Annotated in this window: 10 protein-coding genes; 9 read left to right on the plus strand and 1 reads right to left on the minus strand. The window is 55.7% G+C overall.

The features are described 5' to 3' along the window. The first annotated feature begins 178 nt into the window (after positions 1-178). From Q1Q75_RS05815 to Q1Q75_RS05830, 4 genes are all read left to right on the plus strand, one after another. Positions 179-853, plus strand: a complete 675-nt coding sequence (locus Q1Q75_RS05815; RefSeq protein ID WP_300668258.1) for a phosphoribosylanthranilate isomerase — start codon at positions 179-181, stop codon at positions 851-853. Further along, the gene (gene trpB / locus Q1Q75_RS05820; RefSeq protein WP_300668260.1) at positions 834-2,042 is read left to right on the plus strand and encodes a tryptophan synthase subunit beta; all 1,209 of its coding nucleotides are present in this window, start codon (positions 834-836) and stop codon (positions 2,040-2,042) included. Before Q1Q75_RS05815 ends, trpB begins: the two co-directional genes overlap by 20 nt. After that, positions 2,042-2,857: a tryptophan synthase subunit alpha gene (gene trpA, locus Q1Q75_RS05825; RefSeq protein ID WP_300668262.1), complete on the plus strand. Its 816-nt coding sequence runs from the start codon at positions 2,042-2,044 to the stop codon at positions 2,855-2,857. The genes trpB and trpA overlap by 1 nt, the downstream gene beginning before the upstream one ends. A 134-nt stretch (positions 2,858-2,991) precedes the next feature. Beyond that, complete coding sequence (locus Q1Q75_RS05830; RefSeq protein ID WP_300668264.1) at positions 2,992-4,059, plus strand: mechanosensitive ion channel domain-containing protein; 1,068 nt, start codon at positions 2,992-2,994, stop codon at positions 4,057-4,059. A gap of 22 nt (positions 4,060-4,081) precedes the next feature. Here Q1Q75_RS05830 and Q1Q75_RS05835 read toward each other — a convergent pair whose 3' ends face one another. Next, on the minus strand, positions 4,082-4,738 hold the full coding sequence (locus Q1Q75_RS05835) for an NAD(P)H-binding protein (protein WP_300668266.1): 657 nt from the start codon (positions 4,736-4,738) through the stop codon (positions 4,082-4,084). Positions 4,739-6,306: 1,568 nt separating this feature from the next. Between Q1Q75_RS05835 and Q1Q75_RS05840 the strand changes: the two genes are divergently transcribed. The 5 genes from Q1Q75_RS05840 (at position 6,307) to Q1Q75_RS05860 (ending at position 17,057) form a co-directional block, all read left to right on the plus strand. Further along, positions 6,307-9,333 carry a ligand-binding sensor domain-containing diguanylate cyclase gene (locus Q1Q75_RS05840; protein WP_300668267.1) on the plus strand — a complete coding sequence of 1,009 codons (3,027 nt, stop codon included), beginning with the start codon at positions 6,307-6,309 and terminating at the stop codon, positions 9,331-9,333. A gap of 302 nt (positions 9,334-9,635) precedes the next feature. Then, positions 9,636-11,363, plus strand: a complete 1,728-nt coding sequence (locus tag Q1Q75_RS05845) for a hypothetical protein (RefSeq protein ID WP_300668268.1) — start codon at positions 9,636-9,638, stop codon at positions 11,361-11,363. A gap of 311 nt (positions 11,364-11,674) precedes the next feature. Next, positions 11,675-13,822 carry an HRDC domain-containing protein gene (locus tag Q1Q75_RS05850; protein ID WP_300668270.1) on the plus strand — a complete coding sequence of 716 codons (2,148 nt, stop codon included), beginning with the start codon at positions 11,675-11,677 and terminating at the stop codon, positions 13,820-13,822. 424 nt (positions 13,823-14,246) lie between these two features. Then, on the plus strand, positions 14,247-15,242 hold the full coding sequence (locus Q1Q75_RS05855; RefSeq protein WP_300668273.1) for an HDOD domain-containing protein: 996 nt from the start codon (positions 14,247-14,249) through the stop codon (positions 15,240-15,242). A gap of 825 nt (positions 15,243-16,067) precedes the next feature. Continuing rightward, a complete protein-coding gene (locus tag Q1Q75_RS05860) occupies positions 16,068-17,057 on the plus strand; it encodes an HDOD domain-containing protein (RefSeq protein ID WP_300668274.1) in 990 nt (329 codons plus the stop codon). The last annotated feature ends 53 nt before the right edge of the window (positions 17,058-17,110 follow it).

Here is a 17,110-nt window from a genome sequence, read left to right on the forward strand (position 1 = left end):
TGGTTAAGTCAAGGTTTTTCAGATGGCTTGATCCCGCCCCCTCATTTACCACGGGCGCAGCCCGTCAGCGAATGTGAGGTGCCCGAGGGACGAGGGCTCGGAGCATTCGCGAACCCGCTTTCAAGGTGGCGCCACCTTGCCGCTGGAGGCTGCTTTTTATTCAATAAAGGAAAAGATCATGCACAGCCCTCGTATAAAAATCTGCGGTCTGACCTCTCCTGCCGAGGCGGTATTCTGTGTGGAAGCCGGGGTCCACGCGGTGGGACTGGTTTTTTTCCCGAAGAGTCCGCGCAACGTGAGCCCCGAGCAAGCGCGGGAGATCACCCGGGTGCTTCCGGGGGAGGTGGCCAAGGTGGGGGTTTTTGTAAACGCCGCTTACGACGCCATCATGGACATCGTGGACAGAGCCGATCTTTCTGCGGTGCAGCTCCACGGCGACGAACCCCCGGAGCTGGCGGAGGCCCTTCACCGGCAGGGGCTCACCGTCTTAAAGGCTTTTTACGTCACGACCCGGCCGGATCTCGGCAGCGCCCTGCGCTTTCCTTCGGCCACCAGCCTCGTGGAGTGGGGAAAGGGTGTGCTTCCCGGCGGCAATGCCCTGACCTGGGGAGACGAGACCCCGCCCCTTCCCCGCAGCCGCCCCCTGGTCATCGCCGGGGGTTTAAGGCCGGACACCGTGGCCGATATCATCCAGCGTTTTCGACCCGACGGTGTGGACGCAAGCTCCGGAGTTGAGTTGGAACCCGGCAAAAAATCGTTTGAAAAAATAAAAATGTTCACCCAGGTCGTGGGCAAAATTCACCTGCCCGACCCTATCAAGGAGCCATTTACCCATGCCCCAACCTATGCATAATCTCAATAACCTTGGCCACTTCGGCCCCTTCGGCGGCATGTACGCCGGCGAGACCCTGATGAGCGCTCTTCTGGAGCTCCGAAAGGGCTACGATGAAATCGTCAAAAAACCGGAGTTCCAGGAAGACCTCAACCATCTTCTCGCCAACTATGTGGGCCGCCCCACCCCGCTGTTTCATGCCCGGCGTCTCACGGAGCACGCTGGCGGCGCCCAGATCTATCTGAAGCGTGAAGACCTGGCCCACACGGGCGCGCACAAAATCAACAACACCGTGGGCCAGGCCCTTCTGGCCAAATGGATGGGCAAAAAACGGCTCATCGCCGAAACCGGGGCCGGTCAGCACGGGGTGGCCACCGCGACCACGGCAGCCCTCTTCGGCATGGAATGCACGGTCTTCATGGGAAAAGAAGACGTCCGCCGTCAGGCCCCCAACGTCCACCGCATGGAGCTGCTGGGCGCCACGGTCATCCCCGTGGACTCTGGCGCCGGCACCTTAAAAGATGCCATGAACGAGGCCATGCGCCACTGGTCATCCACCGTGGACAAGACCTTTTACGTCATCGGCTCCGTGGCCGGACCCCACCCCTATCCCAGCATGGTCCGGGACTTTCAACGGGTGATCGGCCTGGAAACCCGGGAGCAGATTGAAAAAGAAGAGGGACGACTGCCAGACCTCATCGTGGCCTGCATCGGGGGCGGCTCCAACGCCATGGGGATCTTCCACCCCTTCCTGAACGACCGGGAGGTGGCCCTTCTGGGCGTGGAGGCCGCCGGTGAAGGCATCGACACAGAAAAACACGCAGCCACCTTAAGCAAGGGCAGTGTGGGGGTTCTCCACGGCTCCCGCAGCTATGTGCTTCAAGACGAAAACGGCCAGATCACGGAGGCCCACTCCGTCTCCGCCGGGCTCGACTACCCCGGAGTGGGGCCGGAACACGCCTGGCTCAAAGAAAGCGGACGGGTCGTCTACGACTCCATCACCGATGCCGAAGCGGTAGGCGCCTTTAAACTGATGTGCCGGCTGGAAGGCATCATCCCCGCCCTGGAGAGTGCCCATGCCGTGGCCATGGGACTCAAAAAAGCGGGTCAGATGTCGAGCCGCGAGGTGGTGGTCATCAACCTGTCCGGGCGAGGCGACAAAGACATGTCCAGTGTGGCGGAATACGATGCGATAAGGGAGACGCTTTAATGAAACGAATAGAAACACGATTCAAAGACCTGAAAGCAAAAGATGAAAAAGCCCTGGTGGGGTTTATCACGGCCTGCGACCCGGATTACACCACCTCCCTTGCCCTCGTCAAAGAGATGTGTGATGCCGGCCTCGATGTTCTGGAGCTGGGGATCCCCTTTTCCGACCCCACAGCAGACGGCCCGATCATCCAACGCTCGTCGGAACGAGCCCTTAAGGCCGGGGCCACTATCACGCGCATCCTGGGTCTGGTGCAGGAGATCCGGGAGTATACCGAGATTCCCATCGTGCTCTTCTCCTATACCAACCCCCTGCTCGCCTTCGGTTATGAAGCCTTTTCCACCCAGGCGGCGGATGCCGGTGTCGATGGCCTCCTGGTCGTGGACATGCCCCCGGAAGAGTCCGCCGAGCTCAACACGGCCCTGGCCCGGAAAAAGCTGGATCTCATCCGCCTGGTGGCTCCCACCACCTATGAAAAAAGAATCCGCATGATCGCTGACGCCTCCTCCGGCTTTCTCTACCTTATCTCCATGATCGGGGTGACCGGCAGCGGAGGGCTCGACGCTGCGGCCGTGGAAACCCATTACACCCAAGTCAAAGCGCTCACCGAAATGCCCGTCTGCGTGGGCTTCGGCATCTCCACACCGGATGACGTGGGAGCCATCGCCCGCTTTGCCGATGGGGTGGTGATCGGCAGCGCCTTCGAACGTCTCATCGAAACCAACCTGGACAAGCCTGACCTGCCGGCCCTCATCGGCGATCAGACCCGGGCGTACAAAGCCCGGACAAAACCCAGCGCCACCGGACTCGATTGATCAAGAGCCAACCCACCGCAAGGTAAAACGGCTTGCCAAAACTCTCCGGCCCTCGTTCCATGGGCCGGAGAGTCGGCCCCCTTGACAGCAACCGGCGTGAGATGTCTGGCACCTCACAAAAAAAAGGAGTCCCCATGTTCCTTTTGCCAAACTTCAAGATCTACCTCCCCCTTCTGATCTCTGCCTTGATCTCAGGCCTTGCTCTCTGGCTTTGCCACTGGGTTCTCCTCGGACGCCACACCGACCCCGGCAATGAACGAAAAATTCCCCGGCAGCTCACCATGATGGGGCTGACCCTTCTTGCCATCATTGTCATCACCCTCTCCCTGCCCATCACCGACACACTGCGAACCCAGGTGTTCGGTCTCATTGGCCTGATCGTCTCGGGAATGTTCGCTTTTTCCTCGACCACGGTGATCGCCAACTTCATGGCAGGCCTCATGCTTCGCATCACCGGCCCCTTTCGCGTGGGAGACTTTATCCGTGTCGGCGATCTTTTCGGGCGCGTTACCGAACGCGGCCTGTTTGATACGGAAATTCAAGCCGAAACCCGAGAGCTGATCGCCATTCCCAACACCGTGCTTATCACACAGCCGGTCACAACGATCCGGAGTTCGGGAACCATCATCTCCATCACCCTCTCCCTCGGCTACGACATCCACCACATGACCATCGAGCCCCTGCTCCTGAAGGCAGCCACAGAAAGCGGCCTGGAAGAACCCTTTGTTCACATTCTGGACCTGGGCAACTTTTCAGTGACCTATCGAATTTCCGGTTTTCTTTCCGAGGTCAAGGGGCTTATCACGGCAAAATCATCCCTTTTCAAAACGGTCCTGGACACCCTGCATGCCAAAAACATTGAGATCATGTCCCCCTCCTTCATGGCTCAACGCCCCATGCCGGTGGGCCACACAACCGTCCCCAAGCCATTGAGGCAAAAAGCCCCTGAAACGGAGACCGTCGCCGAGGAGATTGTGTTTGATAAAGCGGAACAGGCCGAGTCCCTGGAAACAAAGAAGAGAGAAAAAATGGAGCGCATCGCGGAACTCGAGGCAAGGCTGAAAAAGGCACCGGATGAAGAAAAAAAGAGGCTGAACGATCTCCTGGAAAAAACACGGGAGCAACTCAAAACACTGACCGAGGCCTCCGGCCCCACCGACGAAAGCCATCAGAAGACACCGAATCACAACAACCGGTCATAACACGGCATCTGCCGCCAGGAAGTCACCCCCTGTCACCCCCCAACGAATCGCCCTGACAAATAGAGACCCCTTCTCCCGGCTCTTTCACCAGGCGCTCAATTTTGTGGGCTAAAATATCCGCGTGAATGGGTCGATACCTTGCCGGAATCAGCCGCGAGAAAGGCGATAGCATCCGCTGGCCAAAGGTTTCTCCAAACCGCGTCTCGTCTCGGCCCCCCAGAAGCAGGGAGGGCCTCAAAATATGCACGGCCTGAAACCCCAAACCTCTGACCCGCGCTTCCATCTCCCCTTTTGTGCGAAGATAATGGGATAACGCCGTGGGGGAAGCCCCCACGCTGGAGATCACCACCAGCGCGCTGGCACCGCATTTTCGGGCATAGGCTGCCGCCGCCACGGTGTAGAGGCAATCCACCTCAAAAAGCCTTGCCCTGCTCCCCGCCTTTTTAAGGGTCGTGCCCAGGGCGCAGACCACCGCATCCACCTCACAGGCAGGCGCCCTCTCCACAAGGTCTGAGAAATCTGTCATCAGAGGTGTCACCTTCTCATGCACCTCCAGCTCAGGGACCGATCGTCGTCCCAGTAGAACAACCTCGGAACAATCGGCATCCGCCACGACCCGGCTGAAAAATCGTCCCCCCACCAAACCCGTTGCCCCTGCAATCATGATTCTCTTATTCATCACATCCCCCCCATTTACCGATTCCATGAAACTCCGTATCAATTGACTACCTAAACAGTAAATTATAAGAGTCATACCTATCCCGGATATTTCATGAGAAAACAATCAGGACTAAGGAATAATCAGTAATTACAGTGCTTTGCAGTAATATTTCTATTCGTTTCAAAAATGCAAAATGTAATCCACGGTATTCTGTCTGATTTTCTCACCCTGCGGGCGAGCCGGGTGCACTCATCTGCCGCGTTATCAGAGCTTGGAGGTAAACCACTACATCTTCAGCTCTGATGCCTTGCATATGAGCGCACCCAACTCGTGAAATATCCGGGCTATGATTATCACACATTACTTCATCCATTCATCTTTCATTCTGGAACACCGATCAAAAGGCCGCCCAGCAGATACAGCAAACGAGGGCTGCCCGTGAGTTACTCACTTGACTCTCAAAACGAAACATGATTATATATCACAGTTGTTACAATCCACAAAAAAGTCAGCAATACGTCACAACCCATATTCTATCACCGGTTTTCCCGTCACACATCAAATTGAGTTCTCTACCCTCAAGCCTGTTCAGACATAAATATGAAGAGGTCGTCCCCACGACGTGACAACACAGAAGGGGGTATGATGAAAACAAAAAGCCCATCGTGAGGTTTCCATGCCAGCCCGTTTCAAAAAAAAAGTTTCAGGAATTCTGTGGCTTATCGGCGCGACCATCGCAACATACCTTGTTTCTCTGCCCTTTTATTTTTCACATAGAATCGAATCCATGGGAGAACACTACCGGCATTACGTCATTGACGGAGGAGTCCCCACGACACTGGTCTTTCTCTTCGGTCTGTCAATATACAGCACCCGACGCCTTCAAAAATTGAAGCGCTCCCTCCAGACACAGCCTTCCCCCCAGAAGGAAGCCCAGGCACCGCAGGACATTCTTCCCATTTGCTCATTTTGTAAAAGCACACGCAATGACGAGGGTGAATGGCAACCGGTGGAAACATATATCCTGGCCCAGACAAAAAGAAGGTGAAGTCACAGCATTTGCCCGACCTGCCTTGAAACCCACTACGCCGAGTATGCTACCCCTCCGGCACAGAAGAAAAAACGACCATTGAATAACACAGGCTCTTGATCCTCATCGCCCCTGGCTGCACAGGAAAATGAGGTCACGTATCACGGGTTACTGTCCGACATCTGCCACCTTTTGCATCACCTGATGGGTGGGGAGCCATGCCCGGTTTGACAGGACCGTCCAACACCAGCTCGGCCAACCCCGAATATTTCATCAGAAAATGATCTTACCACAGCCATAAGATGTCATTGACAGATTGTTACTGTGAAAAATTTAGATATATGTGAAATACAAGATGTAATTCACGTTTTACGCTCAAGCCCCCCTCCCTTCGGGCAAGGATAACCCACGATTTTTATGCATTCGTCCGTCAGCTCCCTTCAATTAAAAAAACAAAAGAATAAATGAATTTTCCCTCCTGCCGATGATAAGAACAAGCACTTCACCGGGAACATGGGGGCCATGCGGCCGAGACGCATCAGTCAGGGAGGATAAGATGGTGTTCTGTACAGGCCGACAATGGCGAGCCTTCTTTTTGGCCTGCTTTTTTTTTCTCACAACGCTGACGGCAGCCCATGGGAGCACACAGACCCTTCTCTTCAACCACATTGATGAAGCCAACGGCCTCCCTGACAGCACGGTCTTCCAGGTCATGCAGGACCGTGAAGGGGCCATGTGGTTCGGGACCCGCAATGGGGTGGCCCGATATGACGGGGTCACCATGAAGGTGCTCCAAAATGAAGCGGGCAACCCCCAAAGCCTTTCTCACAACGACTCAGGAGGCGTCCTGGAAGACCCGGACGGCTCAATCTGGCTCCGCACCTGGGGGGGCGGGCTCAACCGCCTCGATCCTGAGACGGGCAACATACAGAGATTCCAACACGACCCCCTGGATCCCCAAAGCCTCAGTGAAGATCGGGTCCAAAGCGACTTCATCGACTCCCACGGGATCCTCTGGGCCGGCACCTTCGGCAAAGGCCTCAACCGATTTGATCAAAAAACGGGAGGATTCACCCATTACCTTTCCGATGACACGCCCGGCGCCATCAGCCACAATCGAGTCTGGTCCATCTCCGAAACCCGGGACCAGGTCCTCTGGGTGGGCACCGACCAGGGACTGAACCGTCTCAACCGAGAGAAAGACACCTTTACCGTGGCTCTCCCCAACGAGCGCATCCGCGCCCTCCATCCGGCGGGAGGGGGCACGCTCTGGGTGGGGACCCAGAACGGATTTCATCTCTTTGACCCAGAAAAAGGAGGGGTCGTCCCCTTTCCCGGCATGGAGACGCTCCCGCCTGAAATTAGTTCCGGTCCCATCAACACCCTCTATGAGGACGGAAGAACACTCTGGGTGGGCACCCAAAACCATGGCCTGCTTATCCTGGACCTTGAAACAGGCCACAGTACGCTGCATCAAAGCGTCCCGTATCTGGCCCACTCCCTTTCGCACAACGACATCCGCTGGATTACCCAGGACCGGGCTGGAGTCATCTGGATCGCCACACGCGGGGGCGGGATCAACACCCTCAGCAAAACCTGTCACCAGATGAAGCTCTTCATGCCGGGGTACTCCGGCGACCACATCCCCTTAGACATCCACGCCGTCGCCGCAGACGATGATGAAAATCTCTGGTTTGGAAGCTGGTACACAGGCCTAAAGAAAACCACCCTATCTGGAGACATGAGTGAAGCCACCGGCAATGTCCCCCCGCCACGGGGACCGGGAAGCCTGGACATTAACGCCCTTGCCCTGGGCCCGACAAAGGACCTCTGGATCGGTACCTGGGGCAACGGCCTCATCCGCAGGGCCCACCAGACAGCCGAATACACACGCATGGATAGTATCTCTCCCCACCCTGACAACCGAATTTTCACCGCCCTCAGCGAAAAAAAGGCCGGCATCCTCTGGGCCGGAACGCGCAACCAGGGGCTGTTCCGCCACGACCTCAAAACAGGCCAGGTGACCCGATTCACAGAGGGACCGTCTCAAAAAGGAGGCCTCAGCAGCAACACCATCAACGATCTCCTTGAAGACGACAGCGACAACCTCTGGGTGGGAACCAACCTCGGCCTGAACCGCATCGCCGAACAGGGGGGCCGGGTGAGCTGGTTTCACAAGCGGAAAGAGGCCGCAGAAAGCCTGAGCCACAATGTCATCACCGGCCTGGCCCAGACCCCCAACGGCGACATCTGGGTGGGGACCTATCACGGCCTCAACCGCCTGGACCCCGAAACGGAGACCATCCGCACCTACTTTATGGAGGATGGACTCTCGGGAAACGTCATTAAAAGCCTGATCTTTGACGGCAGCAGACGTCTCTGGGTGGCAACAGACAAAGGGCTCTCAGCCATTGATCTCAAAAACGACACCATCTCCCGATTCCCCCTGCCCCTTCGCTTTGTCCAGGGGGCCGTCAACCGCTCCAAAAGGGGCGAAGTGATCTTTGGAGCAAAAAACGGGTATCTCGTTTTTTCCCCGGAGGAGATCCCCCTCACACTGTCCACCGCCCCCCTTTATCTCACCGGACTGAGTCTCAACGGCTCGCCAATACAACCCGGAATCCCCGTGGACAAACGCATCATTCTCTCCAAGCCCCTGAACAAAACAGACCGCATCGAGCTGAAACATACCGAAAACAATCTGACCGTCTCGTTTGCCCTCCACGATTACAGCAACCCGGCCGAAAATCGCTATCGGTTCAGGCTCAAAGGATACGACACCACCTGGGTAGAGGCGGGCAACAGCACCACCGCCCGATACTCCCACCTGCCCCCCGGCTCCTACCGATTTCAGGTCATGGCCGCCGGAAGCCACGGAGCCTGGAGCCAGAGCCACACGGGACTTGAGATCCATATCGCCACGCCTTTCTGGGAACGCGGAGACTTCAGGGCCGCCATCTGCCTTTTTGCCGCCGGACTGATCTGGCTGCGAATCACCTTCACCCGAAAACGCACCCGGGAGTTGAAACACCTCGTCACCCTGAGAACACAAGAACTGGAGGAACAGTCCCGCCACCACGAAGCACTCTCCCTCACCGACCCCCTGACGGAGCTGTTAAACCGAAAAGGCCTTCAGAAAAGACAAAAGGAGCTCCACTCCCAGGCACGCCGAAATCAAACCCCTTATGCCCTGATCCTTGCCGATATTGATCATTTTAAATCCATCAACGACACCTGCGGCCACGACTGTGGCGATTTTGTACTTCAGCAAATCAGCACGCTCTTTTATTCAAACCAGCGGACCCACGACATCCTCGGTCGCTGGCGTGGAGGAAAGTTTATTCTTCTTCTCCCCGATACAAACGAAAAAGGGGCCAGAATTCTGGCCGAACGCATGCGTGATCGGATTGCCGCCTCTCTCTTTGAGTGGAACGGGGTCTACCTGACCGTCACCGTCACCATCGGTGGGGTGACCTGTGCCCTTGACGAGACCTTTGAACAAAGCCTGAGCAAAGCCAATGCAGCCCTCTACACAGGGAAGAAGAGGGGACGAAACCAGGTGGTCGTGACAAGCCCCGAATAACCCCACGGGTCGCCCCCACTGGTGGCGTAGCAAGCATAGCCACAGATATGACGCCCGCACAACCTGCTCTCAACCAGGCCACCTGTTTCTGCAGGACCCTTTCGCAATTTTTCTTGCAGACCGCCCTGCCTTGTATATATAACGTTAACGTTGCGTTATCTAACCCTGTGCCCAGACATTTTCAACCGATCTTCGTTTTTGAAAAAGACGCCTTACGAAAATCAGCGAAAAGCCTGCCAGGGACCACGGTCGTCACTCACCTGTTTCCGGGACAGGGACCCGAAGCTCCCTGAAGGCAAAGCATGCATCCTCTCTTTTCTCGCACCTCCATGGTCATTGCCCTCGTTTTTCTCCTTTTTACGGCCTGCGGTGAAAGTGAGGCCCCGCCCCCTTTGTCCATCACGGGAACAGTGACAATCGACGAGGCCGAAACCCGGGGAGACTCACCGGTCTTTGCCGCGGTCTTTCGCGGCAGCGCCTCGGATATGAGTCTCCAGGACATGGCGGACTCTTTTGCAGGAATGACCACCGTGGCGCCGGACGGATCCTTCTCGGTGGATCTCTCCGACAAAGGATTAAGCCTCGGGGAGACGGTGACCCTGATCGGCTTTGTGGATCGGAATTTCAGCGGCAACATCCCCAACCCGGATGCCGGGGACCTGCTGGGATTCTACAGACAAGAAGGCGCGTTGACCCCGGACTATCCTCTTCAAAGCGGCATCAACCGGGGAGCCGATATCCATATCAACCGCGAGGTGTTTGACTACGACAAGGAGATCGGTGGCACCCTCACCGGGCCCTACACCGGGCCGGTTCACCTGGTCGCCTATGCAGGGGATCTCCGGTCTCTCGATGTCACCACCCTGGACGTGGACCCCATCGTCGGCTACGCCTCCTTCGAAAAAAAAGAGGAGGAGCTTGCCTACCGCCTGAAAATCCTCCCCTACGGATTTGACCTGCCGATTTCCGATGTGTATCTCCTGGCCTTTTTTGACACCAATGGAAATGGTCACCCCGACCCCGGCGAGTCCGTGGGCACCTATACGCGTCACCCCAAAGGCCTGCCGACCCTTCTGACCCTGACGGAAGCGGACCAGGACCCTTTCACCTTTGATTCCAGACTCGCCCTGCCCCTCCCCGCCCCATCCTCAGAAAAAATAACCCTGACAGGCCAGGTGGAGGCCCTTACCGGTTACGACACACAAAGCCCATCTCCTCTTTTTATCATGGCCGCAGAGACCGAAGACCCCCAGCAGCTTATAGACCATCCCATGGCGGTCATCCGCAGTTTTTACCGGCTCGATCCCGGTGAGCTGAACTTCAGCCTGGACCTTGCGGCAACCGGCCTGGCCCCCGGCGACAAGATCATGGTCCTGGCCCTCTGGGACAAAAATTACAAAGAGAATCCCGACACGCCTTCATATACCGGTTTTCCCGATCCGGACGCCGGGGACTTTATGGGCTACTACCAGGACAAAGCCACCTTCACCGTGGCCCATCCCCTTACGGCTGGCATCAATTTCTGTGTCCCCTCTGACGATCCACAGGCCCCCCTTCATTTTCAGGTCAACCGAAAACAGGTGGAGCACCACGCCTCCATCGTGTTCAAGATAGAAAGCGACAACGGCGTCACCCTCGAGCCCGGGGACCCCATCCTGGTCATTGCCGTGCAAAAAGACGGGGTAAACGCAGACTTCCACATCACCGATCCGGACTACATCGTGGCCATGAAATCCCTGCCTGCCGCGGAAAATATCGATGCCGACACTTCGGTTCCGGTAATGGGAGCACTGCTTGAACCCATCGTGAACACACCCTTCGGCGTGAACGAGGTGTATGTGTTCGCCATCCTGGATGAGAACGGCAACGGAAAACCCGACACCGGCGAATCATTTGGGTTTTATGGAGAAAAGCTTTTCCCATTACTTCCGCTGTCAAATTTAAACCCACTCATTCCAAAAACGACGGACCTGAAAAACGAAGCCAACCGATTGGACCTCAACCTTCGATTTACAGGGCAAACGATATGAAGGTAAAACGGAAGCACCGGCCGCTCATGCACGTACAACATCCGTTGCCACCCCTCTCCCCTCACGCGAACGCGAACGCGAGGTGCCCAGGGTACCGCCGGCCGTAGAGCATTCGCAAACCCGCTTTCAAGGTGGCCCCACCTTGCCGCCGGAGGCAGGCTTTGGGTTTTTCATCTAAGCCCTGTATGGTTAGAGCGATTTCCCGGTTCCTTTTACATTTTTCACAACATGGGGTAAAACGTGGGCAAGCCTTTGCGGGGGCTCAACTGGCGTCACGTTTCTAACCCGAAAATCCCATGAGACCATCAGGCATGCATCACAATCACGAACTGGAACTGGCCTTTGATTTTGTTCAAGGCACCCAACGCAACCTCTTCCTCACCGGAAAAGCGGGCACCGGGAAGACCACCTTTCTGCACCGGGTGAAAAAAGAGATCCCCAAGCGCATGGTGGTGGTGGCCCCCACCGGGGTGGCGGCCATCAACGCGGGCGGCATCACCATCCACTCGTTTTTTCAGATGCCCTTCGGGCCTTTGCCTCCGGACACAACGATTCAAAACCGCCGATTCAGCAAAAAAAAGATTCACATCATCCAGTCACTCGACCTGTTGGTCATTGATGAGATCAGTATGGTGCGTGCCGACCTTCTGGACGGCATCGACCAGGTGCTGAGGCGTTACAGGGACCGCACCCGTGTCTTTGGCGGGGTACAGGTTCTGATGATCGGCGACCTCCACCAGCTGGCCCCCATTATCAAACAGGACGACTGGGCCCTCCTCTCCCCCCACTACGAGACGGGCTATTTTTTCAGCAGCCGGGCCTTTCAGGAGGCGTCAGTCCTCGGCCTGGAGCTCATGCATGTTTACCGGCAGAGCAATGAAGCCTTTATCAAGATCTTAAACGAGATCCGGGAAAATCGGCTCTCTGCGGATGCACAGAAGCAATTAAACACACGGTACACGCCCGACGCCCTGCCGGGCCGAAAAGAGGGATACATCACCCTGACCACCCACAACGCCAGCGCCGATCGCCTGAACAACGAAAAACTCTCCGCCATGAAGTCCCCCACCGTCGTCTTTGAGGCCGAGGTCAGCGGCACCTTTCCCGAATACGCTTACCCGACCGATGCGATCCTGCGCCTCAAAGAGGGGGCCCAGGTGATGTTCGTCAAAAATGACAGCTCCTCAAAAAAAGAGTTCTATAACGGAAAGATCGGCACCGTCACCGAGATCGACGAAGAGGTCATCCATGTGCAGTGCGAAGGGAGCCCCGCGCCCATCGTGGTAAACCAGGAGCGTTGGGAAAACATCACCTACACCTTGAACGAAGAGACCAAAGAGATCGATGAGGAGGTGGTGGGAAGTTTTTCCCAACACCCCTTGCGTCTTGCCTGGGCCATCACCATCCATAAAAGTCAGGGGCTGACCTTCGAAAAAGCCGTCATCGACGCCGGCGCCTCCTTTGCCCATGGTCAGACCTACGTGGCCTTGAGTCGGTGCAAAACCCTGGAGGGCATTGTCTTAAGCAGTAAGATTAACCCCTCGGGCATCATCTGTGATGAATCGGTGAATCATTTCACCCGCCATATCGAAGACCACCCGCCCACGGACAACGAGCTGAGGGTTTCAAAACGCAGCTGCCAGTTTGCCCTTCTGGATGAACTGTTCGGCTACCATCCCCTGGGCGAAGAGATCATCCACTGCCACTCCACCCTTCACCACCATAAAAATGCCATCCAGGGGACCCTGACCGAGACCCTGGCCGACATCCTGACCACCACCCTGCCCGAGCTGATCCGCATTGCCGGAGCCTTTGCAAAACAGGTGGACTCCCTGATGGTTGAGGATACCGACCTCGAAGCAAACGAGGTAATCCAGGATCGCATCCGAAAAGGATGCGCCTACTTCTCCGAGAAGACCCAGGCCGCCATCACCGACCGCCTTGATGAGGCCACCTTCGCCACTGACAACCAGTCCGTAAAAACCCTCATCAACGAGTCCCTGGTCAAAATCAGAGAAGAGCTGATCGTCAAGCAAACCTGCCTTAAAGGCTGCCAGGAAGGGTTCCGGGTGATGGCGTTTCTTAAAATACGGACCCAGGCCTTTTTCAAAAAGCAAAGCATCACCGCCCGGGCAAAGGCAAAGGTGAAAAACCTGTCGAGTGATCACCCGGAGCTGCTGAACCGACTTCGAGAGTGGCGTAAAAAACGAGCCGCCCAGGACGAGATCAACCCCTCGCGAATCGCCACCCTCAACGCCCTGGTCTCCATCTCAACGGAGCAGCCCGACAGCCTTAAACAGCTTCGGACCATCCCGAGTATGGGGGCAAAACGCGTCAAACAGTACGGGGCTGAGATCGTCGAGATCGTCAGGGATTACTGCGGGAAGGATGGAGAAAAAAAAGAAGGGGACCATGGCCCTCGAAAGGCTGGGGTGCAGCAGACCCTGGATCTGGGTTGAGGACGTCATCGGTGATTGAATCCCCTGCCCCATCCCGAGGATATCCAGCTCACAGCCCAGAAAACAGCCAATGAACCCGAGTACCCACCACGCAGTTATCCTGCAAAATCCCCACACGTAAGATCCATAAAAAGTCGCCTCACCCACGACGTAGGACAGCCCTCCGTCCGTCGCCACGCTGCCCCCAAGGACAAAGGCCCTGGCGCCCGCGTCTGCGGTCTGTGGTGCCCCTGGAGCACCCAAGTCCGTGAGCACACGCTGAATCTCTGCACATATTCGGGGCCTAAACGCCCCAAACCATACCCTGATCCATGAGGGAACACTTTCAGAGAAAAAACCTGCCTGTAAAATTCATTGAATTGTGAGATTTTTGCCTATATTTTACAATCATTATTAATTCAGCAAATTCTCAGGATGCAGGCTTATGAAGATTCAATGTTCAGGCTGTTCCAAAGCATATCGAATAAACGACAATCTCGTTCATCAAATATACACCCAAAAGGTGTTATGCACCGATTGTGGGCGATTAATCCCCGTCGAGCCCTTTCTTCTGGACCCAAAGGAATTAGAGCCTTTTCTTTCAGGAGAGGCGCTCAAACACGAGGTCGTCAACAATCTCAAAAAACTCTATCCCATGCCCCATATCCTGCTCAAGGCACGCAAACTCCTTGCCGGCACGGGTAATTTCCAGGCGCTGGGGGACCTCCTCAATACGGACCCGGCCCTGGCAAGCCGCGTCTTGAAGGTTGCCAACTCAGCGTATTACGGGATGAGCGGCAGGGTCTCTTCCCTGCAGATGGCGGCAACGGTACTCGGCAGCGGCACGCTGCTTCAGATTATCCTATTGATTGGCAACGCCAAGGCTCTGGGCCGTTCCCTTGACGGCTACGGGCTAAACGCCGGTGATCTGTGGAGACACGCTCTTGCCACAGCTGTCTGTGCCGAACTCGTCGCTAAAAAGGCCCACTGCGACACGGGGGAAGACGCCTTCTTTGCCGGGCTGATGCATGACGCAGGAAAAATCATTCTGGACACCTATGTGCTTGAAAGAAAGCACCTGTTCCAAAAATACGCGAAACTCACCCATGCCCCCCTGCATGACGCCGAAACCAAAATCCTCGGGTTCACCCATGGCGACATCGGCTATGAACTCTGCCGAAAATGGAATCTGCCGGTACATATGGCGACGGCAATCAAAGACCACCACCCCCCGTCGACTTCCGGGCAGGCCCCACTCACCTCCATCCTCCAACTGGCCAACCACATGGCCGGACTCACAACCGGACGGCCCTCCGGTCAGTCGATACCGCCTTTACTCCTCAAGGCGCTTCACACACTCCAGATAACCGAACACGAACTGGAGGAGCTGATTGGTGAAGCATCCACGGCCGTGGAAACCCTGGAAGAGGACACGTATTGAAAAGGTGAACACTGCAGAATAGACGGGCTCGCCCAAAGGGTGAGAAAAGCGAGTAGAAAACGGTAAATTACATGTAACTATTCAGCTTGCCTTCGCCAGGTCGTTCGAGGCGAATTACAGAAAGATTCAAATGCCAATACGTCACGTCTTTTCATCACCGCGTAGGGAGCGGCTCCCGCACCTTCTACCGTCGAGAGGACCATCGGCCTCGCAAGTTAACGATGACCACGAGTCTTATTTCAAAATGCGGTGTTTCCGGTTTGCGATACGCCTGACGGTGCGCACGGCACACCCTACGCATCCACCCGGTACTCCATTGTAAAAATGAGGACGATACGGATTTTCATACATGGATTCCCGCCTGCGCGGGAAAGACGAAAAGCGTAGGGTGCTGTCAGACCGGGGTCATAAAGAAAAAATGGATGGCTGAATGGTTACGATTACATTTCGCATTTTTGAAATATCTGCATTTTCTTTGGTAACCTGTTGTGACGAAACATTATTGTTTTTACGCGGTCGTTTTATCATGAAATATCCGGGTCAGATGAGTACGGTGAGGTAAAAAAAAAAGGGGGAAGGCATCAGGTTGCCCCAGGAAAAAGCGAGCCACAAAGGCTCGCAGAGCCTCACGTTCCGGTCCCCGGAAAACACGATTTTTTTTCTTCATGACAACCCATATCAGGAGGTGTATAAATACTAGTTTCGAGGCAACAATAAAAGAGGCAGATACGCCAAGAGCCTTGTCACGTTTTATGTTACATGCCCTTCGTTATATTTCAGCATCATTATCGCGTGTCTGAAACGGGCTTGACCCCAGGAATAAAAATGAAAATTACATGCCCCAAATGTACGAAGGCCTACCGATTAAACGACGATCTGGTTTACCAAATCTGCCATGAAAAAATATTATGCACCGAATGCGGACACTCCATTTCGGTTGAGCCCCAGATCCTGAATGAAGAGGAACTCCACACGTTTTCTTCCGGGGAGGCCCTCAAACAGGAGGTCGTGAACAATCTTAAAAAACTCTACCCCATGCCCCACATCCTGTTCAAGGCAAAGGCCATGCTCTCCGGGCGAGAAAACTTCAAGGAGCTGGAGCATTTATTCAATACGGACCCGGCCCTTGCCGGGCGGGTGCTAAAAATCGCCAACTCGGCTTACTATGGTCTGAGCGGCAAGGTCTCATCCATCCAAATGGCGGCAACGGTTCTCGGGAGCAAGACCCTGCTTCAGATCATCACCCTGATCGGTCACTCTAAAATGCTGGGACGCTCCCTTCCGGGCTATGGACTGGACTCCGGCCTGCTGTGGAAGCACTCCCTGGCCGTGGCCATCTGCTCCCGGCTCATTGAAGAGACCCTCCACGCCCAGGATGGAGACGATGCCTTCTTGGCCGGACTGATGCACGATGCCGGCAAAATCATCCTGGACACCTATGTCCTGGAAAGGCAGCCTCTCTTCAGGCGATATGTCGATCTCACCCGCAGCTCCATGACCGTCTCCGAGAAGAAAATTCTGGAGTTTACCCACGCGGATATCGGCAGCGCGCTATGCAGAAAATGGAATTTACCCGAAACCATGGCCACAGCCATTCAATACCACCACACCCCAGCCGCCTCCGGAAGCAACCGGCTTGCCTATATCCTCAACCTCGCCGACCACATGGCCAAAGAGATCGATGCCCCCCAAAAGGCCGCCTCAAAACCCTCCCAAGACGCCTTGAGATTCCTTCCCATCACGGAAATTGGCCTGAGAGACCTGACTCGAAAAGCATCTGAAGCATTGGAAAGCCTCGAAGAAGACACTTACTGATGTTCTTGAGTCGCGGATCAAGGCTCAAAGGATCTGCATTCAAGCCCACCGCC

Origin of the sequence: Desulfoluna sp., assembly GCF_030145185.1 — a bacterium.
Taxonomy (GTDB): Bacteria; Desulfobacterota; Desulfobacteria; order Desulfobacterales; family Desulfolunaceae; genus Desulfoluna.

What these genes read in the sequence shown, in the direction of transcription:
- Q1Q75_RS05815 (WP_300668258.1), top strand. Translation starts at nt 179, where the DNA reads ATGCACAGCCCTCGTATAAAAATCTGCGGTCTGACCTCTCCTGCCGAG.
- Q1Q75_RS05855 (WP_300668273.1), top strand. Translation starts at nt 14,247, where the DNA reads ATGAAGATTCAATGTTCAGGCTGTTCCAAAGCATATCGAATAAACGAC.
- Q1Q75_RS05860 (WP_300668274.1), top strand. Translation starts at nt 16,068, where the DNA reads ATGAAAATTACATGCCCCAAATGTACGAAGGCCTACCGATTAAACGAC.
- Q1Q75_RS05840 (WP_300668267.1), top strand. Translation starts at nt 6,307, where the DNA reads ATGGTGTTCTGTACAGGCCGACAATGGCGAGCCTTCTTTTTGGCCTGC.
- Q1Q75_RS05830 (WP_300668264.1), top strand. Translation starts at nt 2,992, where the DNA reads ATGTTCCTTTTGCCAAACTTCAAGATCTACCTCCCCCTTCTGATCTCT.
- trpB (WP_300668260.1), top strand. Translation starts at nt 834, where the DNA reads ATGCCCCAACCTATGCATAATCTCAATAACCTTGGCCACTTCGGCCCC.
- trpA (WP_300668262.1), top strand. Translation starts at nt 2,042, where the DNA reads ATGAAACGAATAGAAACACGATTCAAAGACCTGAAAGCAAAAGATGAA.
- Q1Q75_RS05845 (WP_300668268.1), top strand. Translation starts at nt 9,636, where the DNA reads ATGCATCCTCTCTTTTCTCGCACCTCCATGGTCATTGCCCTCGTTTTT.
- Q1Q75_RS05850 (WP_300668270.1), top strand. Translation starts at nt 11,675, where the DNA reads ATGCATCACAATCACGAACTGGAACTGGCCTTTGATTTTGTTCAAGGC.
- Q1Q75_RS05835 (WP_300668266.1), bottom strand. Translation starts at nt 4,738, where the DNA reads ATGAATAAGAGAATCATGATTGCAGGGGCAACGGGTTTGGTGGGGGGA.